Source organism: Chryseobacterium sp., assembly GCF_019236175.1.
Classification (GTDB): Bacteria; Bacteroidota; Bacteroidia; order Flavobacteriales; family Weeksellaceae; genus Chryseobacterium.
Genome location: NZ_JAFAJM010000009.1, coordinates 329,126 through 350,633, shown reverse-complemented (window position 1 = coordinate 350,633; position 21,508 = coordinate 329,126). Strand labels below are relative to the sequence as shown.

Genomic DNA, 21,508 nt, shown 5'->3' with positions numbered 1-21,508 from the left:
TAATGAATAAGATATAAATAATAATCTAAAAAATAAATAAACATGAAAACAAGGACATTTTTTATTTTTTCAGCCTTAGTGGTATTAGCCTCATGTAACGAAAGACATGAGAAAAAGAACAGAGAAAAAAACGGTTGGGTAGAGAAAGTAATCAATAAAGAAAGTGGGCCAATCCAGCAGAAAGAATTCAATGGTGATTTTGATGAAATACAGGTCTCTCAAGCAATAGAAGCGGAAGTTATTAAATCTGATGTGGAAAAAGTAATTATTTCGGCACCTCAGAGTATTATTAATGAAATTCTTGTAGATAATGAAGGTGGAAAACTGCACATTCATTATAAGCCGGGAATCAGAGTTATGAATTTGAATAAAGTAACGGCAAAAATTTATGCAAAAGATTTTACAAAACTAATTGCAGGATCAGCAGCAAGTATTCATGTAAAAGATAAATTTACTCAGGAAAAAACAGATATTGAGATATCAAGTGCAGCGAGTGTTTCAGGAGATCTTGAAGCCAATGATTTTGAGATTAATGCAGGAAGCAGTGGTAATTTCAGCGGAAAAATATGGGCTGTGAATCTTGATATTGAATCTTCATCAGGATCAAGTATTGATATATCCGGAAAAGCAAAGCATGCGGATATCAATTCATCTTCAGGCAGCAGTATTTCAGCGAAAGAAGTGATTGCGGATAATGTGAAAGCTGAAGCATCCAGCGGTGCAAGCATCCAGATCAGTGCTGTTACTTCAGTGAATGCAAGTGCTTCCTCTGGTGGAAGTGTGGATATTGCCAAAAAAGGACCGCTTACAAGCATCAGCAAAGACGAAAGTAGCGGCGGAAGTGTTGATATTCAATAAATCAATCACGGGATTCTTCCTCATCTTCTTCATGGGATGAGGAAGAATCCCAATTTTTATGATCAAAGTTAAGGTTATCATAAGCTAATAATTCCTCCTCTCGCTGGAGGATTTCTTTTGTGGTAAACAAGGCAATATCATCCTCTTCTTTTATTTTTGCAAGCCTTCGGATAGAGGCTTTATCAATGGCCATAAACCTTTGGCCAAGACGTCTTGCAGCATATTTTCTCATTCCCGTTTCGTGAAGGACATCTACTGCCATGTCCACAGCAGTTCCTAACGTTTCGCGGTAGATATTGTTAATACCATTGTTGAGGTATTCATAGGCATCAATTCTGTTTTTAGCTCTTACAAAAATTTTCACATCGGGATAATGTTCGCGGACAAGTTCTGCAATAAACATATTATCATCCGGATCATCAAGACATAGTACCAGGATTTCAGCATCTTCAATACCTGCTGCTCTTAAAATAGGAATTCGGGTGGCATCCCCATAATATACCTTAAATCCATAACTCCGAAGCAGTTTCACCCGATCTGAATCTCTATCCAAAACAGTAGCTGATATTTTATTGGCTTTTAAAAGGCGTCCTACTGTACTGCCAAAATGCCCAAATCCTACAATAATAATCTTTTTTTGAACCACATCACTGTCCAGAATATTAAAATCATGTTCTTCTTCAGGAATCTCTTTAATAAATTTTGGAGTAATAAACCGGTCATTCAGAATTAATAAAACCGGAGTGATACACATGGTAATTGCAGTTACAGCCATCAATTGTGCATTCAACTTGGGATTTAAAAGGTAAAGATCCGAAGCATAGTTAATCAGTACAAAGGCAAATTCTCCTACCTGAGAAAGAGCGAATGCATAGAAAAGACTCTGAGGGGTATCTATTTTGAAAAATTTTCCAATAATGTATAAAACAACAAACTTTACGATCAGTACCGTGAACACAGTACTGAAGATAAATAAAGGGTCCTGCTGAATGATATTAAAATTAATAGTGGAGCCTACACTTACGAAAAAAACCGCAAGTAAAAGTCCCTTGAAAGGGTTAATCTGCGCTTCAAGCTCATGGCGAAATTCACTGTTGGCAAGCATTACTCCGGCCAGAAAAGCGCCCAACGCGGGAGAAAGACCAATAACAACCATTAGCTCGGAAACTCCGATAACCAAAAACAGGGAAGAGGCTGTCAATAGCTCTGTCATTCCGGCCTTGGATACATATCGTAAAAAAGGAACAAATACATATCTGCCTAATAGGATCAGTAAAGCAACTCCCATAATTACCGTTCCGGCCTGAAGCCATTCCGGAAGCTTCTGAATCAGAACCTGAATTTCATTGTCATGATGTTTCGTTTTATAGTTGGCAATAATGGGGAGTATAGCCAGAATAGGAATTACTGAGATATCCTGGAAAAGTAGGGTAGAGAACGAGACTTCTCCCGCAGTTGTATTGAAGTTATTTTTTTCCTGTAAAGTCTGGAGAACAATTGCTGTGGAAGACAGAGCAAAGCACATTGCTACCGATATTGCGGTATCCACCCTCCATCCTACGCTTGTGAATACCAAAAAAAGAAGACTGATGGTAAGGAGCATTTGAACGGCCCCGAGTCCCATTATTTTCTTACGCATTTCCCAGAACTTCCGGGGTTCGAGTTCCAGACCTACCAGAAACAAAAGCATAATGACCCCAAATTCACTGGCATGCATGATATCATCCACATTATGCCCTGTTAGTTTCAGAACATATGGTCCAATGATAATTCCTCCCAGAATATAACCGATCACAGAGCTCAATCCCAGTTTTCTTGCCAGTGGAACCATAATAATAGCTACACCCAGAAAAATTAATGTGTTCATCGCTAAACTAGATTCCATACATTATCGGTTGAGAAGTTCTGTAAATTCTTTTTTATGTAAAATGATTTCTTTTTTGGAAAGTTTATTAGCTTCATAAACAATCTTAATGTGTCTGATATCGGCTTTGAAGACTTTTAAAGAAACAATAAGCCCGCTGATCAGTTCATCAATCGTATATTGGTAGGTTCCTGTTTTGCTGAAAGATCTTTCTTTTCCGCCAGTGGTTACGAGAATATAAATTTCTTTATTTTCCAAAGGATTGTCTTTTCCGGGCTGAAGCCAGTCGCGGTCAAAGACTTCATCAATCCATAGTCGTAATAAGGGAGGCATTCCGAACCAGATCAGGGGAAACTGAAAAATAAACCGGTCATAATTGACAAGTCGTTTTCTTTCTCTGAAAGCGGCAATATGAAAATCAGGGTATTCTTCATAAAGATCTCGTAAGGTATAATGCTGGTGGCGAACGTAGAAATTGATGAGCTCTACATTCGAATTGGAGTGCTCCAGATAAGGGTGGGCAAATACTACCAGCGTCTTCTTCATAATCCTGTTTTCAGTAAATATAGTGAAAAAAAATTGAATAATAGGTAGTATTTGTTGATTTTTATTAATTTATTAACATGTAAATGTGATTTTAATGTTAATAAAAGTCAAAAAAATGGTAGTATTTTAAGATTTTAAATAAAAAATCAGGTCATATGACCTGATTTATAGTGTGTATTGTTGATTTTTTAAGAAATTACCATCCTCCGGAAGCACCTCCGCCACCGAAACTTCCGCCACCGCCGAAGCCACCGAATCCGCCACCACCGGAACTTCCGCCACCAAAACCTCCGCCTCCGAAGCTGCCGGGGAATGGGAAAAATCCGCCGGGATAGTTTCTGCGTCCTCTTCTTGTGATAATTACGTCATCATCATCGTTGTTTCCTCCGCCGGGCCCGCCTCCTTTATTACCAAAAAGAATAGCAATGATAATGAAAATGACAAAAGCAATAATCAGCACTTTCAATGCACTTCCATTGCCGGAAGGTGCTGTAGTGGCTACAGGTTTGAATTTTCCCTGAACTGCTTCCATAATGGCAGAAGTTCCGCCATTAATTCCTTCATACCAGAGTCCTTTTCGGAAATTGGGAGTAACGATATAATCCAGAATCTGTCCGGCTACAGATGCGGTTAAGTATTGTTCTACCGCTCTTCCCTGTTGGATAGACATGGTTCTGTCTTCTGTTGCAATAAGAAAAACAATCCCGTTGTCGACCCCTTTTTTTCCGATTTTCCATTTTTCTCCAAACATGGTTGCCAGAAAGTTGACATCTTCTCCTTTGGTGGATTTAATGATGACAACCTCTATTTCTGTTGAGGTGGAATCTGCAAATTTGATCAGTTTATTGTTAAGCTGATCTTTTTCCTGTTGAGAAAGAAGATTGGCCTCGTCAAAAACAGGATACAGGACCGCCGGCTTTTCGGGAATAGTATATTGTGCTGATACAAAAGTGTAAAAGCAGATAAATAGAAATGAAAATACTATTTTAAGAGAACGTAATTTCATTTGGAAGTTGGTTTGGGTTTTCTCCTTCTACAGGAAAATATTTTTTCAGTTCAAGGCCGGTTTCAAGGATTGCACTTTTCAGGGCTTTATGATAATTTCCTTTGGCAAATTCAGAGGTGATATAGTCATGCAGATGATCCCAAAAGGCCTGAGATACTTTTTCATGAATTCCGACATCTCCGATGATTGTCAGATATTTTTGCTCAAAATTAACGTGAAAAAGCACAGCATTCCTGTCGGTGGTTTTATCCATACCGAGTTCTTTGAAGACTTCGAAAGCGGTTTTGGCATGTTGATCTTCTGTATTGGAATCAATATGCACTCTGATTTCGCCTGTAGAATGTTCTTCTGCCGACTGTATCGCCTCTACAAGAGAAGTGATCTGTTGATTTGTAAGGAAATTACCCATTATTTGAATACTTCAGGTGCTTTTTGAGCCCCTGCGTCAGCTTTGAAATATGGTTTTTCTTTAAAGTTGGTAAAATTCGCCAGAATATTATTCGGGAAAGTTTTGATAGAGGTGTTGTAATCCTGAGCAGCCTCGTTATAGTAAACAGTTTCTGTTCTGATGCTGTTCTCAATAGCTGTATATTCTCTCTGGAAGTTAATATACTGCTGGTCTGCTTTTAAATTAGGATAAGACTCCACTACAGCCATCAATCTGCTTAGTGCACCGGATAATTCTCCCTGTGCGGCCTGAAATTTAGCAATATCGGCTTCCGTCATATTCGTAGGGTCAATGTTAATTGAAGTTGCTTTAGAACGTGCTTCAACGACCTGCGTTAAAGTTTCCTGTTCAAATTTTGAATACGATTTTACAGTGTTTTCCAGGTTAGGAATAAGGTTGGCTCTTTTCTGGTATACGGTTTCTACATTAGACCATTTGGTATTCACAGTCTGCTCTTTTGTAACAAAATTGTTATAGCCGCTTTTTCCCCAGAAGAACAGAACAGCAACAATAATAAGGAGGGCAATACCAAGAGTTCCGGCGCCCAGACATCCTTTATTTTTCATAGTTTATTTTTTTAAATTTTTTGTGCTAATCAAATATACAAATTATGTGCTAATTTTGCAGAAAATTATATTTGAATGACAACAATAGTGGTAGCAATGGGAGAGAAGAATGAAATTGGTTTTGAAAACCAGTTGCTTTGGCATCTTCCCAAAGATTTAAAACATTTTAAAGAGATTACGTCAGGGCATCCCGTGATTATGGGAAGAAAGACGTATGAAAGTATTGGAAAGCCTCTTCCTAACCGTACGAATATTGTTGTTTCAGGAAAAGCAGACTGGTTTGAAGAAGGGATTCTTATCGTGGGAAGCATCAAAGAAGCCATTAAGTTTGCTAAAAAGATTGATGAAGAAGTTTTTATAATCGGTGGCGGTACTATTTATGAACAAACGATGGCTGTTGTGGACAAACTTGAGGTCACTTTGGTGAAAGCAGATCTGCAGGCGGATACTTTTTTTCCAAAAATTGATGGTAAAATCTGGAAAAAGACCAGCGAGGTATGTCATGAGAAAGATGAGAAAAATGCTTATAATTTCTGTTTTCAGACCTTTGAAAAAATCAAAAGTGAATAGTTGAAGGAATTCTAGCCTCCAACTACTAGCTTCTAACCTCTAATTTATTTATCTTTGCACTTCTAAAATTTAATAATGAATAAATACATAAAAATTGCAATAGCGGCAGTTCTTATCCTGACAGGAGTTTATATGATGTTTTTTACGAGAAATATCGGTTGGGGTGTTGTCGTTTTTCTTTTGGCTGCATTCCCTATTGTACTTTTCTTTAAAAATGAATATATTCTGCTGGCATTCTGGCAACTGAGAAAACAGAATATGGAAAAAGCTGCAGAATGGCTGACTAAAATTACGGATTATAAGACCCAGCTTCATCAATCCCAATACGGATATTTTCACTATTTGCTGGGATTAACACAAGCTCAGGATCATCCTGCGAAGGTAGAACCTTTCATGAAGAAGGCACTGGAATATGGTTTGAATATGAAACATGACCGTGCAATGGCGACTTTAAATCTTGCAGCTGCTGCAATTTCTAAAGGAAGAAAACAGGAAGGACAAAAACTACTGGAAGAAGCTAAGAGACTGGACAGTGCAGGTATGATGACAGATCAGATCAAAATGATGAAAGATCAGTTAAAGATGCCATCCATGCAAAAGCATATGCACAACCCGAATATGAGACAAAGAGGAAAATTCCTCTAACAAAAACAGAATAAGAATAAAAAAGCACCTATCCGATAGGTGCTTTTTTTATGTTGGTATCGTACTGAATTTACATTTCCGAGTTATGATCATAGCCATAAAACTTAGGCATTTGCCAATGGTATTTTACAGCAAAAGTCCGGATAGCAACGATCAGTAAAATCGTAAAGATCTGGATAAAAGTATAGGATAACGGAGTGTATTTGGTCATCAGTAAAAATGCAGCTCCTCCGAGAATACATGCCGTAGCATAAATCTCTTTTCTGAAAATCAGGGGAATTCTGTTCAGCAAGATATCCCTGATAATACCTCCAAAGCAGCCGGTAATAGTACCCAATGCAATACATATCATAGGATGGATGCCTGCATTTAATCCTTTTTGAATTCCAATGATGGTAAATAGTCCCAATCCGAAACTGTCGAAGATAAATAAAGTTACCTTGAAATTTTTTTCCAGTGATTTGAAAACCATTGAAAAAATACTGGTGACAAGAATCAGTGCACACATCAGAAGATCATGCATCCAGAATACGGGAATGTCCAGCAGCAAATCTCTTACAGTTCCTCCGCCAACAGAAGTCACAAAGGCAATAATAAGTACTCCAAACGGATCAAGCCGCTTCTGCATGGCTGCAAAGCTTCCTGACATGGAAAAGGCAATAGTACCAAGTACTTCTATTGCAAAATTGAACTGTTCGTGCATACGATTATGAGTAATAAATAATGAGCAATCAGTAATAAAAATTATGCCATTTAAATTTGAGATAACCTAAATTGATTTGCAGTCATAACTTTTATAGGTTTTCACATTTTTTTTAAATGTAAAATTTTTTTCGGACTTAAATATTCTAATTTTTAATAATTTTTCAAGCCAAAGTTGGGTCTCATCAGTTTTTTCAATTATTTATTACTCATTGTATAGTGATCTTTATACTCTCACTGAGTCCGGAACCATCAGCTCATATTCTCCGCCATGGGTAATGATTTCCCTTACGATACTGCTGCTGATGAATGATTTTCCTGATGAAGTCAGTAAAAATACGGTTTCCAGCTTTTTGTGAGCTAAAGTTCTGTTGGTGTGGGCAATCGCTTTTTCGAATTCAAAATCGGCCGGATTTCTCAATCCGCGGATAATGTATTGGGCATTTTTTTCAAAACAGTAATCTACCGTTAATCCTTCGAATGAGTCTACTTCTACATTGGGAAACTCTGCCACAGAGTTTTGAATGAATTCCATCCTCTTTTCCAGAGGAAACATATATTTCTTCTGAGAGTTTTGTCCGATGGCAATAATTAATTTGTCGAACAGCGGTGCCGCTCTTTCTATAATATCATAATGTCCTAGTGTAATCGGGTCAAAAGACCCTGGGAAAACAGCAATTTTCATGTTGTACGAGTTATGATTTTGGATAGTGAATTATCTGTTATAAGCTGTAAGAGTATATATCTCTAACGTTTAATCTGTAATTTCTAACTTCTGATTATTTATTAAACGCTTTTTCAACTTCGTTCCCACAGAGATCCATGATGGAGATCCCATAATGTCTGGCCTGTTGCGGAAGGATACTTGCAGGAGAGAATCCCGGATTGGTATTCATTTCAAGCATGTAAGGAATTCCGTCCATTAAGATATACTCACTTCTTGAAAAACCACTCATCCCTAATGAATCATAGGCTCTTTTAGCAATTTCTTCTACTCTTTTTGTCGTCTCTTCATCAATTCTTGCCGGTGTAATTTCTTCAGAAGCCCCTTCATATTTGGCTTCATAGTCGAAGAATTCATTGGTAGGAACAATTTCTGTAATTCCTAATACAATGGTTTCACCTTTGAAATCAATAACTCCTACGGAGACTTCCATTCCGTTAAGGAAACTCTCAATAAGAATTTCATTATCCTCTTTAAAGGCTATTTCTGTAGCCGCTATCAGTTCAGATTTCTCTTTTACTTTAGAAATTCCTAAAGAAGATCCGGATTGATTAGGCTTTACGAAAACCGGAAGACCCAGCTCATCTATTATTTTATCAACGTTGATGTTTTCTCCTTTTCTTAAATAAACGCTTTTAGCGGAAGGTATACCATATTTAGACAATACGGCAAGCGTATCTTTTTTGTTGAAAGTAAGGGCGCTCTGATAAAAATCGCAACCTGTGTATCGTTGGCCGATAGCATCCCAATAAGCCTGAAGAATACCATTTTCACCAGGGGTACCATGGATAATATTGAAGCAGACATCGAATTTTAATGTTTCACCGTTATCTAGAGTGACAGAAAAATCTCCTCTGTTGATTTCATATTTTTTATCATTTTCACCTAAAAAATACCATTCGTTTTTAAGGATGACAACCTTATATACATCATACAGATTTCTGTCTAAAGAATCATAAATCAACTGCCCGCTTTTTAAAGAAACAACATATTCATCAGAATAGCCTCCCATTACTACGGCAACGCTTTTTTTGTTCATAACCATATAGTATCAATTAAGGCAAATTTAAACATTTTATGTCATGCAATAGGGGAAATCCGTAAATTTTAAGATCAAAAATGAAATGTGTTAAATAAAAAGCGCATTCTAAAATTATTAGCTATATTTGCCGTTATAATTAAAGTATTTTTAAGTATGCTTAAATCACTTTTCAATTGGAAAGTTTTACTGAATCTGGTAGTAGCCATCGGCGTTTTCGTGGGATTGGTGTGGCTTACATTCCGTTGGTTGGAATACCACACAAATCATGGCCAGGAAATACCTGTTCCCAATGTAGTTAATAAATCTGTGCACGATGCAATTAAAATATTAGATGACACAGGTCTTGAGTATGAAGTAGATAGTGCTAATTATGATCCTAAGTTCAGACCTTTTCAGGTTCTTCAGATCTATCCTGCGCCGGGTTCCCGTGTAAAGGACGGAAGAACAGTGCGATTAAAAGTTAATCCTAGAACATGGGCTCAGATTGCTGTACCTGATGTTATTAATAAATATTCCGGACTGGCATTCCAACGACTAGATCAGGTGGGACTTAAAATCGGAGATACCATTTATGAGCCTAGTATTCAGAAAGATGCCCTTTTAAGAATATTATATAAAGGAAATGCCGTCAATCCGGGAACCCGTTTACCTAGATTTTCTGTCATTGATGTAGTCGTAGGTACAGGACCTATGAGAAATATCAGTATCCCTAATGTAGTAGGCCTTTCGGTAAAAGAAGCGAGAGCCGTAATTACCAAAAGTATGTTTGAAGTAGGGCTGGTAGAACATGAAGACGGAGGTAAGGATGAATCTGATATTATTTATTATCAGGATCCGGCTTCAGGGGATGTTCGTGATCAGGGAATGCAGATTGATCTATGGGCAAGTAAAAGAACTCCGGCAGAGCTGAGAGCAAAGGTAGAACAGCTTAATTCTATTTACAGAATGAAAGTAGACACTTCTCTGCCACCGGTACGATATGAAGAAGTGCATTCGGAACCAAGCTACGCGCCACCGGTGGTACCTGTTCCCGTTCCTAAGAAAGAAACTCCCAAAGCGGAACCTGTAAAAGCTGAAGCCCCTAAAGCTCAGACAACAACTCCCAAACCGGCTGCTTCAACATCCGGTATGGAAAAATCTAAAACTCCTGCTGGTAACAGCAGCAATCATACCGCAGGAACTCCTGCAAAATCAGCTACAACAACACCGGCAGGACAACAACCTGCTCAAAAGCCAAAAGCTAAAAAAGTAGTAGTAGAGTAACGGTAGAACTATTAGTAACAAAATACAGGCTTCAACTGCAAAATGTTGAAGCCTTTTGCGTAAAAAATATAAAACAATGTCAGAAGATAACGAAGATTTTTTAGATGAAGAATTATTAGATTCCAACAGTATTGACAACATTGATATTGATGAAGAGAATAAAGGATTATATGAGCATCTTAATATCACCGTTGATCATAAACAGGAACCTCTCAGAATTGATAAGTTTCTGTTGATTTACAGACAGAATTCTTCAAGGAATAAAATTTCACAAACCTGCAGAGCAGGAAATGTTATTGTGAATGGAACTGCGGTAAAACAAAACTACAGAGTAAAACCAGGAGATCAGATTTCAGTATTGCTTACTCATCCGCCAAGGGAAAATGTAATTATTCCGCAGGATATCCCTGTTAATATCATTTATGAAGATGATGATCTGGTAGTTGTAGATAAAGAAGCAGGTATGGTTGTACATCCGGGATTCGGAAACTGGGATGGTACTCTTGTGAATGCGTTAGCATTTCACTTCGAAAAAAATGGTGAAAAATCTGACCTTGACAGGGTAGGGCTTGTTCACAGGATCGATAAAGATACTTCCGGATTATTGGTGATTGCTAAAAACGAATATGCTTTAAGCTTTTTAGCAAAGCAATTTTTTAACAGAACGACCAAAAGACTTTATTGGGCATTTGTATGGGGAAATATGCAGGATGATGAGGGAACCATCAGAGGGCATATCGGAAGGCATCCTAAAAACAGAATGCAGATGTCGGTATATGAGGACGGAAGCCAGGGAAAACACGCTGTAACGCATTATAAAGTTCTGGAAAGGTTTAAATATATGACCTGGATAGAGTGTAAACTTGAGACGGGAAGAACGCATCAGATCAGAGCGCACTTCAGACATATTGGTCATACTTTATTTAATGATGAAAGATATGAAGGACATACGCCTTTAAGAGGGGTAAACCTTCCAAAATATAAACAATTCATTAAAAATGTATTCGAAATTTTGCCAAGACATGCACTTCATGCACATACCCTAGGTTTTATACACCCAACAACAAAGAAGGAATTATATTTTGAGAGCCCAATGCCCAAAGATATGGCGGATGCCGTAAAAAAATGGAGAATTTATTTGGAAAACTAAAAATATATTGAGATTTTTTTTATATTTGTTGAATTGAAATCAAGATTTGTTATGAGAAAACTATATGCTATCGTATGTTTAGCTCTTTTGTCAAATGCATACAAAGCACAAGAATCACTACCATACTATCAGCAATATCTTATGGATGGTGAGTTCCTGTTCAACCCAGCTCAATACGGAAAAACAGACTACGTACAGCTTAATGCCAACTATCAACAACAATTTTCAAAATTCAGCAATTCTCCGAATGTACAATCAGTGGGGATTCATGCGAATATTTTTGATAGAGTGGGTGCCGGTCTTTCTGTATTCAGAGATAGCAATGGTCCTATTTCTGCGGGGGGAATTACAGCGGGTGCTTCGTATTTTATTCCGCTAAGCAGCGAGGGCGATAGAAAAGATCAGTTCTCTTTTGGTACAAGTGTTAACTTCTATAATATGAATTTTGATTATTCAAAAATTAATACGGAAGAAGGCGGTGACCCTTTATTAAGAGGAGAAGAAAGTAACATCTTTATGGTATATGCCAATTTTGGTTTAGCGGCTACCTATAGAGGACTATTCGGAGGTATTTCCGTAAATGATATTGCATTGAGTAATGATGCGTCTATCGTAAACAACTATGAACCTTCCCCTATCAAATTCTTTTTAAACCTAGGATATAACTGGAATATTGCAGATAACATTACTTTAGCGCCATCAGCATTGATCAACCTGAATACCAATTCAACAAGAATGATCGACTGGAATTTAATGGCAACTTTTTCTAACGAAATTAACGCTTTCTCTTTTGGGGTAAGCTACAGAACTGTTCAGAACAGATTTAATAATCAGAATCTGAGTATTTCTCCAATTGTTAAAGTGAGATTCAATAAATTTATGATTGGAGCTACTTATAACCTTGGAATATCCGATATCCAGACGTATGGAGGAAACAGCTTCATGCTTGGTCTTGGTTATAACTTCGATAACTTTATTAATGTTAGAGGATTTAGATATTAATCAATTTAATTTAAATAAATTTGAGCTCTGAATTTTTTCAGAGCTTTTTTATGATATATATTCACATTCCCTTCTGTAAACAAAAGTGCAGTTATTGTAATTTTCATTTTTCAACATCCCTGAATTCTAAGGATGAAATGCTTCATGCCATGAAAACTGAGCTTATGCTTCGGAAAGGGGAGCTGCAAAACAAAACATTACAGTCTTTATATTTTGGCGGAGGTACTCCTTCCATTCTTTCCGCAGATGAAATCCATTCTTTAATTGATGAAACGTTAAAATATTTCAGCTTTGAGAATGATATTGAAATTACTTTGGAAGCCAATCCGGATGATCTGAATCAACAGTTTTTAAAACAGCTAGCAGGAACTCCTGTTAACCGCTTGTCTATCGGAACACAAAGTTTCTTTGAAGAGGATCTGAAACTGATGAACCGTGCCCATACTGCTTCTGAAGCCGAAGGATCTATTAAGCGTGCACAGGATTTTGGATTTGAAAATTTAAGCATCGACCTGATCTATGGTTCCCCGACTTCCAATCTTGAAATATGGAAGGAAAATTTACATAAAACCATAGCTCTCGAAGTCCCTCATATCTCCTCATATGCTTTGACTGTTGAGCCAAAGACAGCTTTGGAAAACTGGATTTCAAAAGGAAAAGTAAAAAGCCCGAAAGAAGAAGAACAAAACAGAGAATTTTATTACCTGTCAGAATTTTTAAAGGATAATGGTTTTGAACATTATGAAGTTTCCAACTTTGCCAAACCCGGTTTTTATTCCAGACACAATTCTTCATACTGGAAATATCAGGAATATCTGGGGATAGGTCCTTCAGCGCATTCATACAACGGGCTTGATGTCAGAAGCTGGAATGTTGCCAATAACCAACAGTATATCAAAAAACTTCATGATAAGGTCTTAGCAAAAGAAGAAGAAATTCTTTCTCAGGAAGATCAGTTTAATGAAATGATTATGATTGGGTTGCGAACCATTTGGGGAGTGGATCTTGCCAATTTAAAAAACAAATTCTCAGATAAGATATTAGAACATTTCCAAACAGAACTAAAACAGAAAATAGAGGAAGGTATTTTAATTGTTGAAAATGATCATTTAAAAATTCCTGAAAAGCATTGGTTTATGGCGGATGGAATTGCTTCGGATTTGTTTTTGGTGTAAAATTTATTAGTGTATATTTGAAGTTGAACTTTAAATAAAAACTATAAACTATGAAAAGAAATTTATTGTTATTCTTTCTTTTTTCCAGCACTCTATATTTTTCTCAAAAACCAATTTTTACAAAAGCGAAAGTCAATGCAGTAAATGTATACAAAAGTTCTGCTGAGTTGCAGAATACTGTGAATGTTTCTTTACCTGCTGGGAATTCGGAAGTTGTTATTACCAATATTTCAGATGAAATTGTTGAGAAATCTATACAGATCAATACTAACAATAAAAATATTTCTATTCTTTCTGCTCAATATAGGGATAGTTACCAATCAAATTATTTCGAAAGAAATAATCCTACTGGGAAAAGGATAAAGGACAGTATTTCCATTTTAGAGAATCTTACCATGAAAATTGGAATCGAGAGGCAAACGAATGAAAAGACACTGGAGCTTTTGGATAAAAACCAAGCACTGTTAGTGGGAAGTAATACATCCAGTGTTGCTCAACTCATGCAATTGACTGAATATTACAAAACCAAGAGAAATGAAATAAGTATTGCTCAACTCGATATCAACAAAAAATATAATGAAGCGACATTAAAACTTGAAAATTTAAAAAATCGTTTAAAATCATCACTAAATTCTGAGGAAAATTCTTCTGATGGTGTTATTGTTCTGAAACTTGCAAGCAGTGCATCTGGAAATGCAAAAATAGATATTGGATATTTAGCAGAAAATGTTTTTTGGGAGCCATTCTACGAAGTGAAAGGAACTAAGCTGACTGAGCCACTAGATATAACTTTTAAAGCAAAAGTGAAACAAGATACAGGGCTTGATTGGAAAGATGTAAAACTTTCTCTAATTAACGGAAGATCTTCGAGAAATAATAATGCGCCAACAATGCATCCTTGGTTCTTAGATTCTTACAAAAAAGAAGAAAGGCCGGTTGTTTCTTATTCAAAAGGGAAAAGAGATACTGCTTCGAGCAATATGAAGATTGAAGAAGTTGTTGTGGTGGGATATAGCGGATTTAAGATTAATGAAAACCAATTAAATGTTAGTTTTGATGTTGATATTCCTTATGATATCTTATCTAATAATGAAGATCATTTTATTAATTTAAAGCAGATTAAAGTTCCTGCAGAATATAAATATTATACAGTGCCCAAAGAGGGAGCTAATGCCTATTTAATAGCAAATGTTAAAGATTTCAGTAAATACAATCTTATTTCAGGCCCAGCGAATGTGATTTTTGAAAATATGTACATAGGAGAAACAAAAATAAATCCTAACCAGACAGATGATGCATTAAATATTACTCTTGGCGATGATAAAAGAATAAGTGTTCGAAAGGAGATAATTAACGACAAGGCAAGTGAGAAACTCTTTTCTTCCTATCAGGAAAAAACATATACTTATGATCTTATTGTTCGAAACAATAAAAAAGAAGCAATTACTATTGATATAAAAGATCAAATTCCTCTAAGTAAAGATGAATCTGTAAAGGTTGAGCTTCTGCAAAGTGATAATGCAGAGCTTGATAAAGAGAAAGGATTCTTAACATGGAACGTTAAAATATCTCCTTCTGAAACGAAAAAAATCAGAGTAAGCTATAAAGTGAGATACCCGAAAGATTTTTCGATCAGTAATCTTAATTAAGTATCCGATTATTCACTATTTTTGTATAAAATTTCAGTTTACAATTTGAAAACAAAAAAGAAAGACTATTCGCACCTTTCACCTGGTCAGCCTATTGGTATTTTTGACAGTGGTGTAGGAGGACTTACCGTAGCTAAAGAAATCAAAAGACTTCTTCCCAATGAAGATCTGATTTACTTTGGAGATACTAAACATCTTCCTTACGGAGAGAAGTCTAAGGAAGCGATTATTGAATATTCGACAAAGATTACTAATTTTTTACTTCAGCAAAATTGTAAAGCTATTGTAATAGCCTGTAATACGGCTACAGCCAATGCTTTAAATGAGGTTATGCAATCTGTTGCGGGAAAAGTACCGGTGATAGATGTCATTAATCCCGTTGCTGAAAAAGTGTCTTACGAAATTCATAATAATGTAGGAGTCATTGCTACTAAAGCAACGGTGAATTCAGGACTCTATAAAAAGAGCATCCGCAAGCATAACAAATGGATTAAGGTAGATGAACTGGCCACACCGTTACTGGTTCCAGCTATTGAAGAAGGATTTAAGAATCATCCGATTACCCACGCTATTATTTACAATTATCTCAGCAATAATAAACTGAAGAATATTGAAACACTGATTCTGGGATGTACCCATTATCCGCTGTTAATTGATGAGATTAAACAGTATTACGGAAACAGGGTTCGCGTAATTGACTCCCCGAATATTGTAGCCAATCATCTGAAAATTATCCTGGATAAGTATCATCTTCTGAATGAAAATAATCCTAAACCGAATTATCACTTCTATTTATCTGATCTGACCAAAAACTTTGAAAAGATCTCCAAGAAGTTCTTTGGTAAAAGTATTGATCTGGAATTAAAAGTATTATAAAAAAAGCAGTCTGGATGATCAGGCTGCTTTTTTTATAGTGTAAAGAAAAGTCTATGCTTCTATAATTACATTTTCAGCTTTCAGTCTGATCTTCGGATTAAGTTCGGGCTGATTGGCATCTGCTTCATCTTTCTGTCCAAGAGCCACAGCAAACAAGGTTTCGTATTTCTCATTTTTCAGAATATCATCATACTGACCCGGTTCAATACCTTCCATTGGTGTAGAGTCTATTCCCATGGCTGCACACGCCGAAAGCAATACTCCCAATGATAAATATACCTGATGTTTCATCCAATATTTTATTCCTTCTTCTCCTTTAGGTTTTACAAAGTTTTTATAATAATTGACTGATCCTTCAGGGAGAACTCCATCAATCTGTTTTTCAAAATCATCAGAATTTTTAAGGACCTGAAAAACGATCAGATGGCTGCTTTCCAGAATCTTATCTTTGTTCCAGTAAGAGGCTTCTGCCAATTGATTCCTTACTTTAGAATGATTATTAACGAAAGTGAAATTCCATGGCTGGCTATTAATGGATGAAGGACTGAGATTCAGAATTTCTTTTAATTCAGCGATCTTCTCTTCACTGATATTTCCCTGTGGGTTATACTTTTTTACAGTATACCTTTTTTTCATTTGTTCTAAAAAAGTCATAATTTTATACTATCATTTTTATAGTTACAAAATTAATTTAAGTTTATTAACTTTGCAATAACGGTTAAAAATGATAGTATAAAAATGTATACAATAGATAACAAATCTTACCCTTGCTGTACCAGTGTAACCATGCGGTTTATAGGTGGAAAATGGAAAGCTGTGATTTTATACCACTTAATTGATGGTGCGAAAAGATATAATGAGATAAGAAAAGAAATTCCTACGATTACAGAAAGAACACTGAGCCTCCAGCTTAAGCAGATGGAGGATGACGGTATTATCGACAGAAAGGTATTTACAGAGAAACCGCCGCTTATGGTAGAATATACGCTGACGGAATTCGGAAAAACCCTGTTACCGGTTTTGAATGAAATTACCAGATGGGGAAAAGCAGCTCCGGACCAGTGTAAAAAAATAATCAGGAATTAAATTTCCTGATTATTTTCTTTATTAGGTTCGAAAAAGCTGAAACTTACATTTCCGTATTTTCGGGTATCTGTCAGATTGGGGTGTTCAAGCTTCATACGGCTTTGATGTTCTACAATAAGAACACCGTTTTCTTTTAAATATTTATTGTTTAGTACCAAAGAAATTAATTCATAATATTTTTTCTCTTCCATTTCAAAAGGAGCATCAGAAAAAACAATTTCGAAAGATTTTTTGTTTCTGAATTTCTTAAGCCAGTCAAAGACATCTCCTCTTTGTACATTGATCTGAAGTGCCATATCAAGATCTGAAGCGGTAGAATTAATAAAAGCGGTATGCTTTGGGTTCATTTCTACGGAGGTCACATCCTGACATCCTCTGGAAGCAAATTCTAAAGTGATGGAGCCTATTCCCGCAAACAAGTCAAGAACAGAAATCGACTGCATATCATATTTGTTTTCCAAAATACTGAATAAAGCTTCTTTAGCAAAATCTGTTGTGGGTCTTACATCGAAGTTTTTAGGAGCGGCAATTTTTTTGGCTTTCCATTTTCCGGAAATGATTCTGTACATACTGAAATTATTATAGACAGCGAAATTACTAAATGTTAACTAATAAAAAGAAATCAGAGTCCAATTATTTTTTATTCCGAAAGAATATCTATTTTTGCGCCCAGAAAATGAATAATCATGAATAAACAGTTCTTAACACTATTACTAAGTGTTATGTTAGGTGCTAAATTATCAGCTCAAAACAAATTCGAAAAAGGGTATATTATTAATAATGCCGGAAATAAAGTAGAAGGTCTTATTAAAAATATGGACTGGAGCAGATCTCCTTCTCAGATTGAATTTCAACAAGATACCAATACGCCTGCAAAATCATATGGCATTGAAACCATAAAAGGATTTGAAATCGAAGGAAAAGCTAAATACATAAAGGCAGAAGTAGATGTAGATACTTCCAGTGATGATATCAATGCTCTGAATGATGACGCAAAACCTCTTTTTGTAAAGCAGACAGTATTCCTTAAAACCGTAGTAGAAGGAAAATATACACTGTATAGATATGCAAATCAGAATGTAGAACGTTTTTTTTATCAGAAAGAAGATAAAACAGAACCTTTGGTTTTCAAGAGATATATGGTCTCTGGTTCACATATAGGAAAAAATAATACGTATCTTAAGCAATTAGAAGACGTATCGGATTGCGGAAATACGACTGCCGGTTCTGCTGTAGAGTACAGAGAAAATGATCTGAAAGCGCTCTTCATTAAGTTTAATACATGCGGCAACGAAGAATATAAAAGTTTTGATGAAAAAAGCAATAAAAAACTATTTCATTTATCTATAAGACCCGGAGTTAATTTTTCATCGCTGGAGATCAAAAACAATTCACCTCACAATGTTTTTAATGCTGATTACGGAAGCAAAACCAATTTCAGAATCGGAGTGGAAGCTGAATTTGTACTGCCTTTCAACAATAATAAATGGGCAATAATCGCAGAACCTACTTATCAGTATTTTAAGGCTGATCAGGAAGTATTCACCACAACTATTTTAGGCGAGAAAGTTTCTAATAAGGCTTCTGTAAAATATTCCTCAGTTGAAGTTCCTGTAGGACTGAGATATTATGCTTTTTTAAACGACAAATCCAAACTGTTTTTTAATGCTTCTGCTATATTTGATATTCCTATGGGAGATTCGGAGATTGTATACAATATGCATTATTATGCTGAGGAAAAGTTTAAAATCGAATCCAGTGTCAATCTGGGACTGGGAATCGGATATAAATACAATGACAGATACAGCATTGAATTCAATATGCATACGAAAAGAGATTTTGTGAAGCCGGGTCAGAACGAAACCGCTTATAAAAATTTTTCCATTATTCTGGGATATACATTGTTCTAAATAATTCTAAACAAAAAAGGTACTGTAATCACAGTACCTTTTTTAATTTAATATAAAATTTTTATTGGGAACGTTGTCATAAACAATCTTCAGGTTTCGTACAAACTTCTGAAGTTCGGAAATAAACGTTTCATTTTCTGTAGTCTCTCCATAAGCAAAAAAACTGGTTTCATTGATTCCGAATCCTATTTTACTTAAAGTAAACATGATGAAATAAAGGAAGTCCACCTCGGAATTGACATCCAGGTTATTATACAGAATGATTTTTTTCTGATCGATAGCAAAAAACTCACACTGGTTATGATAAAGATTGATATGAATTTCTTTAGTGTTTTTATTATTGAGAGCACTCAAAAACTTTTCCCCGGAAAAATTAAAATGAACAGGAACTGCGAGTTCTTTTATTTTTTTGTAGTAATATTTAGGGAAAGTATAATAAAACTGGATATTGAATTTCTTGTTAATAGAAAGCATCAGTTCTTCTTTTTCCCGGGCAACAGGAGCATTGAAAGAAATAAGATCAAATCCCGCTTCATGTTCTGAAAACCCTTCCGGCATCAGTGTGAAATGATTTAAGGCAGAAATGACCTGAATCTCATCAAAACGCTGTTTGATAAGAACTTCATCAAGTTTTTCTTCAATAAGATTCGCCGGAGTTTCTTCTGTGACGAAATAAGATTTTTCCTCCAGAATGCTCTTGTTTTTAACAATCTGATAGATTAATCCGTCTTTGGTAAAAAGTAAATTAAGTACGTTCATAATTCAATTCCTGCAAATTTAGTGAAATTCTACCATTACCGCACCTGATTGGTGATGAAGTATTTCCTTATTATAAAAATCAATATTGACCTGGCTTTCCAAGACATCCCGCACCATTCTTTGTAAGGTTCCGTCACCAATTCCATGAACGATTTCGAGCCTTTTTAAATTATTTTTTCTGCAGAATTCCAGGACTTCTATTAATTTCTCCTTCTGAATAAACAACCTTTCAAAGCTATCATAATCATTAGGATTTCTGACTAAATTATGAAAATGAAGGTCTAAAACCAAATGATTTTTCTGATGTTTTTTAGAAATTATTTTTTTAGGCTCGGCTTTTCTGACTACTCTTATATTTTCATACAGATCTGCATTTTTAGGGACTAGTTTTTCTTTCGGATATTGATGAGTAAACCCGTATTCATCTTTAAAAACCACAATATTCCCCTTCACGGAAGTCACAACTCCGCTTAAATCCTCATCTACTACAGAAACTGTATCTCCGATTTTCATAATTCTTTACCTTATTCTTTTACCCTGTATTGCATAATGTACAAGATAAAAGGTATCATGTATTTTGTACAGCAATTATTACATGATGCATCTTACCTCTCTCGTGTACTTTATACATTCATATTCTAAAATGCTGCCATTTTTAAACTCTTGGTCCCAGTTCTATAACTTCCAGATCCTTTATTTCCTCACCGTCCACTACAAACCGCATCATGGTTCTTACTTTATGCCATCCCTGTTTTCCGCAGGCTCCCGGATTGAGATGTAAAAGCCTGTTTTTTTCATCATACATGGCTTTCAAAATATGGGAGTGGCCTGAAATGAATAATTTCGGAGTCTTGTGAGCGATCTCGGCTTTTGTTAATGGGGTATATTTCCCGGGATAACCTCCGATATGAATCATTAAAACTTCAAGATTTTCACAGAAAAATCTGTTGACTTCCGGAAATTCAGCACGGATCTTTGCATCATCTATATTGCCGTAAACCCCTTTCAAAGGCTTTAGCTTCTCAAGCTGTTCAATGACATTCATACTTCCGAAATCTCCGCAATGCCATACTTCATCAGCCTGAGCGGCATATTCCAGGATCCGGTCGTCAATATAAGAATGGGAATCGGAAAGAAGAAGTACTTTTGTCATTATCTAAGGGTTCTTTGTGTAATATTCTCGTCATATTTTTCTTTGAACACAGCTACACGTTCAGGATTGATTTCTCCTTTCTCATTGAGCACTCTTTCCTGTAATAGCCATTTCACGATTTTTTCCATTCCTTTTCTGGAATTCATAAAGTTGGATACCTTTCCAAGGTCTGTAGATTCAACTTTTACTTTTGCCGTTAAAAAATTAAGAATAAAAAAATCATCACGTACATTACTTGGCGTTTCATTATCCATGTATTTATAAAGTAAAATTTCATCATCATCTTTCATAGAGAAAAAAGAATATTGGGCAAGACTGATTTTTTCTGCTTTAAGAATCTGCTTTCCGTCCAGTAACACCTTATTGTCTTTAATGGTTACCTCCTGAGAAAAATATAAGTTACAGCTTATCATTAATAATAAGAAAGCCAATAATCTTTTTACTACCATTTTAATGCTTTTAAATTGCAAATATAAAGAAGCTTTGATGTTATTTACTAAATTTGGGAAAATTA

General features: G+C 35.7%; 25 protein-coding genes. 11 read left to right on the top strand and 14 right to left on the bottom strand.

Going from position 1 to position 21,508, the window contains the following annotated elements; genetic code table 11:
- The first annotated feature begins 42 nt into the window (after positions 1-42).
- The gene (locus JO178_RS09160; RefSeq protein WP_291934553.1) at positions 43-858 is read left to right on the top strand and encodes a DUF2807 domain-containing protein; all 816 of its coding nucleotides are present in this window, start codon (positions 43-45) and stop codon (positions 856-858) included.
- A 1-nt stretch (position 859) separates the two neighbouring features.
- On the opposite strand, the gene JO178_RS09155 is transcribed toward JO178_RS09160, so the two are convergent.
- From JO178_RS09155 to JO178_RS09135, 5 genes are all read right to left on the bottom strand, one after another.
- Positions 860-2,743: a monovalent cation:proton antiporter-2 (CPA2) family protein gene (locus tag JO178_RS09155; RefSeq protein ID WP_291934551.1), complete on the bottom strand. Its 1,884-nt coding sequence runs from the start codon at positions 2,741-2,743 to the stop codon at positions 860-862.
- A gap of 3 nt (positions 2,744-2,746) precedes the next feature.
- The gene (locus tag JO178_RS09150; protein ID WP_291934548.1) at positions 2,747-3,268 is read right to left on the bottom strand and encodes an NAD(P)H-dependent oxidoreductase; all 522 of its coding nucleotides are present in this window, start codon (positions 3,266-3,268) and stop codon (positions 2,747-2,749) included.
- A gap of 196 nt (positions 3,269-3,464) precedes the next feature.
- Entirely contained in the window at positions 3,465-4,274 is an 810-nt protein-coding gene (locus tag JO178_RS09145; RefSeq protein ID WP_291934545.1) for a TPM domain-containing protein, read from the bottom strand.
- The gene (locus JO178_RS09140; protein ID WP_291934613.1) at positions 4,255-4,686 is read right to left on the bottom strand and encodes a TPM domain-containing protein; all 432 of its coding nucleotides are present in this window, start codon (positions 4,684-4,686) and stop codon (positions 4,255-4,257) included. Before JO178_RS09140 ends, JO178_RS09145 begins: the two co-directional genes overlap by 20 nt.
- Positions 4,683-5,288, bottom strand: coding sequence for a LemA family protein (locus tag JO178_RS09135; protein WP_291934542.1), 606 nt, complete (start codon positions 5,286-5,288; stop codon positions 4,683-4,685). The genes JO178_RS09140 and JO178_RS09135 overlap by 4 nt, the downstream gene beginning before the upstream one ends.
- 75 nt (positions 5,289-5,363) lie before the next feature.
- On the opposite strand from JO178_RS09135, the gene JO178_RS09130 reads away from it, so the two are divergent.
- Positions 5,364-5,858: a dihydrofolate reductase gene (locus JO178_RS09130; protein WP_291934540.1), complete on the top strand. Its 495-nt coding sequence runs from the start codon at positions 5,364-5,366 to the stop codon at positions 5,856-5,858.
- 75 nt (positions 5,859-5,933) lie between these two features.
- A complete protein-coding gene (locus tag JO178_RS09125) occupies positions 5,934-6,503 on the top strand; it encodes a DUF2892 domain-containing protein (RefSeq protein ID WP_291934538.1) in 570 nt (189 codons plus the stop codon).
- Positions 6,504-6,573: 70 nt separating this feature from the next.
- Here the strand turns inward: JO178_RS09125 and JO178_RS09120 are convergent, their stop codons facing one another.
- The 3 genes from JO178_RS09120 to JO178_RS09110 all read right to left on the bottom strand — a co-directional run bounded on the left by JO178_RS09120 (position 6,574) and on the right by JO178_RS09110 (position 8,968).
- Complete coding sequence (locus JO178_RS09120) at positions 6,574-7,206, bottom strand: trimeric intracellular cation channel family protein (RefSeq protein ID WP_291934534.1); 633 nt, start codon at positions 7,204-7,206, stop codon at positions 6,574-6,576.
- 225 nt (positions 7,207-7,431) lie between these two features.
- The gene (gene coaD, locus JO178_RS09115; RefSeq protein ID WP_291934532.1) at positions 7,432-7,890 is read right to left on the bottom strand and encodes a pantetheine-phosphate adenylyltransferase; all 459 of its coding nucleotides are present in this window, start codon (positions 7,888-7,890) and stop codon (positions 7,432-7,434) included.
- Positions 7,891-7,984: 94 nt separating this feature from the next.
- Positions 7,985-8,968, bottom strand: a complete 984-nt coding sequence (locus JO178_RS09110) for a D-alanine--D-alanine ligase (RefSeq protein ID WP_291934529.1) — start codon at positions 8,966-8,968, stop codon at positions 7,985-7,987.
- Positions 8,969-9,124: 156 nt separating this feature from the next.
- On the opposite strand from JO178_RS09110, the gene JO178_RS09105 reads away from it, so the two are divergent.
- The 6 genes from JO178_RS09105 to murI all read left to right on the top strand — a co-directional run bounded on the left by JO178_RS09105 (position 9,125) and on the right by murI (position 16,086).
- Positions 9,125-10,234 (top strand): PASTA domain-containing protein, encoded by a 1,110-nt coding sequence (locus tag JO178_RS09105; RefSeq protein ID WP_291934527.1) that lies wholly within the window; start codon positions 9,125-9,127, stop codon positions 10,232-10,234.
- 76 nt (positions 10,235-10,310) lie between these two features.
- Positions 10,311-11,384 carry an RluA family pseudouridine synthase gene (locus JO178_RS09100; protein ID WP_291934525.1) on the top strand — a complete coding sequence of 358 codons (1,074 nt, stop codon included), beginning with the start codon at positions 10,311-10,313 and terminating at the stop codon, positions 11,382-11,384.
- Positions 11,385-11,435: 51 nt separating this feature from the next.
- Positions 11,436-12,386, top strand: a complete 951-nt coding sequence (locus JO178_RS09095) for a PorP/SprF family type IX secretion system membrane protein (protein ID WP_291934523.1) — start codon at positions 11,436-11,438, stop codon at positions 12,384-12,386.
- 50 nt (positions 12,387-12,436) lie between these two features.
- Positions 12,437-13,561 (top strand): radical SAM family heme chaperone HemW, encoded by a 1,125-nt coding sequence (gene hemW / locus JO178_RS09090; RefSeq protein ID WP_291934521.1) that lies wholly within the window; start codon positions 12,437-12,439, stop codon positions 13,559-13,561.
- 50 nt (positions 13,562-13,611) lie between these two features.
- Positions 13,612-15,210, top strand: a complete 1,599-nt coding sequence (locus JO178_RS09085) for a DUF4139 domain-containing protein (RefSeq protein ID WP_291934518.1) — start codon at positions 13,612-13,614, stop codon at positions 15,208-15,210.
- A 45-nt stretch (positions 15,211-15,255) separates the two neighbouring features.
- Positions 15,256-16,086, top strand: a complete 831-nt coding sequence (gene murI / locus JO178_RS09080; protein WP_291934515.1) for a glutamate racemase — start codon at positions 15,256-15,258, stop codon at positions 16,084-16,086.
- Positions 16,087-16,137: 51 nt separating this feature from the next.
- Here the strand turns inward: murI and JO178_RS09075 are convergent, their stop codons facing one another.
- The gene (locus tag JO178_RS09075; RefSeq protein ID WP_365866288.1) at positions 16,138-16,722 is read right to left on the bottom strand and encodes a nitroreductase family protein; all 585 of its coding nucleotides are present in this window, start codon (positions 16,720-16,722) and stop codon (positions 16,138-16,140) included.
- A 102-nt stretch (positions 16,723-16,824) separates the two neighbouring features.
- On the opposite strand from JO178_RS09075, the gene JO178_RS09070 reads away from it, so the two are divergent.
- The gene (locus JO178_RS09070) at positions 16,825-17,172 is read left to right on the top strand and encodes a helix-turn-helix domain-containing protein (protein ID WP_291934510.1); all 348 of its coding nucleotides are present in this window, start codon (positions 16,825-16,827) and stop codon (positions 17,170-17,172) included.
- Here the strand turns inward: JO178_RS09070 and JO178_RS09065 are convergent.
- On the bottom strand, positions 17,169-17,741 hold the full coding sequence (locus tag JO178_RS09065; RefSeq protein ID WP_291934508.1) for an RsmD family RNA methyltransferase: 573 nt from the start codon (positions 17,739-17,741) through the stop codon (positions 17,169-17,171). The two genes, JO178_RS09070 and JO178_RS09065, sit on opposite strands and share 4 nt — an antisense overlap.
- Positions 17,742-17,858: 117 nt before the next feature.
- Between JO178_RS09065 and JO178_RS09060 the strand changes: the two genes are divergently transcribed.
- Positions 17,859-19,082: a porin family protein gene (locus JO178_RS09060; RefSeq protein ID WP_291934506.1), complete on the top strand. Its 1,224-nt coding sequence runs from the start codon at positions 17,859-17,861 to the stop codon at positions 19,080-19,082.
- A 42-nt stretch (positions 19,083-19,124) separates the two neighbouring features.
- Here JO178_RS09060 and JO178_RS09055 read toward each other — a convergent pair whose 3' ends face one another.
- The 4 genes from JO178_RS09055 to JO178_RS09040 all read right to left on the bottom strand — a co-directional run bounded on the left by JO178_RS09055 (position 19,125) and on the right by JO178_RS09040 (position 21,443).
- Positions 19,125-19,841: a DUF3822 family protein gene (locus tag JO178_RS09055; RefSeq protein WP_291934504.1), complete on the bottom strand. Its 717-nt coding sequence runs from the start codon at positions 19,839-19,841 to the stop codon at positions 19,125-19,127.
- Positions 19,842-19,859: 18 nt separating this feature from the next.
- Entirely contained in the window at positions 19,860-20,354 is a 495-nt protein-coding gene (locus JO178_RS09050; protein WP_291934502.1) for a Smr/MutS family protein, read from the bottom strand.
- A 142-nt stretch (positions 20,355-20,496) separates the two neighbouring features.
- Positions 20,497-20,994, bottom strand: a complete 498-nt coding sequence (locus tag JO178_RS09045) for a metallophosphoesterase family protein (RefSeq protein WP_291934498.1) — start codon at positions 20,992-20,994, stop codon at positions 20,497-20,499.
- Entirely contained in the window at positions 20,994-21,443 is a 450-nt protein-coding gene (locus JO178_RS09040; protein WP_291934494.1) for a hypothetical protein, read from the bottom strand. Before JO178_RS09040 ends, JO178_RS09045 begins: the two co-directional genes overlap by 1 nt.
- Positions 21,444-21,508 lie beyond the last annotated feature (65 nt).

Excerpts from the sequence above, each read along its gene's own strand:
- JO178_RS09120 (WP_291934534.1), bottom strand. The coding sequence starts at position 7,206 with ATGCACGAACAGTTCAATTTTGCAATAGAAGTACTTGGTACTATTGCC.
- hemW (WP_291934521.1), top strand. The coding sequence starts at position 12,437 with ATGATATATATTCACATTCCCTTCTGTAAACAAAAGTGCAGTTATTGT.
- JO178_RS09065 (WP_291934508.1), bottom strand. The coding sequence starts at position 17,741 with ATGTACAGAATCATTTCCGGAAAATGGAAAGCCAAAAAAATTGCCGCT.
- JO178_RS09130 (WP_291934540.1), top strand. The coding sequence starts at position 5,364 with ATGACAACAATAGTGGTAGCAATGGGAGAGAAGAATGAAATTGGTTTT.
- JO178_RS09100 (WP_291934525.1), top strand. The coding sequence starts at position 10,311 with ATGTCAGAAGATAACGAAGATTTTTTAGATGAAGAATTATTAGATTCC.
- JO178_RS09050 (WP_291934502.1), bottom strand. The coding sequence starts at position 20,354 with ATGAAAATCGGAGATACAGTTTCTGTAGTAGATGAGGATTTAAGCGGA.
- JO178_RS09125 (WP_291934538.1), top strand. The coding sequence starts at position 5,934 with ATGAATAAATACATAAAAATTGCAATAGCGGCAGTTCTTATCCTGACA.
- JO178_RS09150 (WP_291934548.1), bottom strand. The coding sequence starts at position 3,268 with ATGAAGAAGACGCTGGTAGTATTTGCCCACCCTTATCTGGAGCACTCC.
- coaD (WP_291934532.1), bottom strand. The coding sequence starts at position 7,890 with ATGAAAATTGCTGTTTTCCCAGGGTCTTTTGACCCGATTACACTAGGA.
- JO178_RS09095 (WP_291934523.1), top strand. The coding sequence starts at position 11,436 with ATGAGAAAACTATATGCTATCGTATGTTTAGCTCTTTTGTCAAATGCA.
- JO178_RS09105 (WP_291934527.1), top strand. The coding sequence starts at position 9,125 with ATGCTTAAATCACTTTTCAATTGGAAAGTTTTACTGAATCTGGTAGTA.
- JO178_RS09135 (WP_291934542.1), bottom strand. The coding sequence starts at position 5,288 with ATGAAAAATAAAGGATGTCTGGGCGCCGGAACTCTTGGTATTGCCCTC.
- JO178_RS09110 (WP_291934529.1), bottom strand. The coding sequence starts at position 8,968 with ATGAACAAAAAAAGCGTTGCCGTAGTAATGGGAGGCTATTCTGATGAA.
- JO178_RS09145 (WP_291934545.1), bottom strand. The coding sequence starts at position 4,274 with ATGAAATTACGTTCTCTTAAAATAGTATTTTCATTTCTATTTATCTGC.
- JO178_RS09040 (WP_291934494.1), bottom strand. The coding sequence starts at position 21,443 with ATGGTAGTAAAAAGATTATTGGCTTTCTTATTATTAATGATAAGCTGT.
- JO178_RS09085 (WP_291934518.1), top strand. The coding sequence starts at position 13,612 with ATGAAAAGAAATTTATTGTTATTCTTTCTTTTTTCCAGCACTCTATAT.
- JO178_RS09075 (WP_365866288.1), bottom strand. The coding sequence starts at position 16,722 with ATGAAAAAAAGGTATACTGTAAAAAAGTATAACCCACAGGGAAATATC.
- JO178_RS09070 (WP_291934510.1), top strand. The coding sequence starts at position 16,825 with ATGTATACAATAGATAACAAATCTTACCCTTGCTGTACCAGTGTAACC.
- JO178_RS09045 (WP_291934498.1), bottom strand. The coding sequence starts at position 20,994 with ATGACAAAAGTACTTCTTCTTTCCGATTCCCATTCTTATATTGACGAC.
- JO178_RS09055 (WP_291934504.1), bottom strand. The coding sequence starts at position 19,841 with ATGAACGTACTTAATTTACTTTTTACCAAAGACGGATTAATCTATCAG.
- JO178_RS09160 (WP_291934553.1), top strand. The coding sequence starts at position 43 with ATGAAAACAAGGACATTTTTTATTTTTTCAGCCTTAGTGGTATTAGCC.
- JO178_RS09060 (WP_291934506.1), top strand. The coding sequence starts at position 17,859 with ATGAATAAACAGTTCTTAACACTATTACTAAGTGTTATGTTAGGTGCT.
- JO178_RS09155 (WP_291934551.1), bottom strand. The coding sequence starts at position 2,743 with ATGGAATCTAGTTTAGCGATGAACACATTAATTTTTCTGGGTGTAGCT.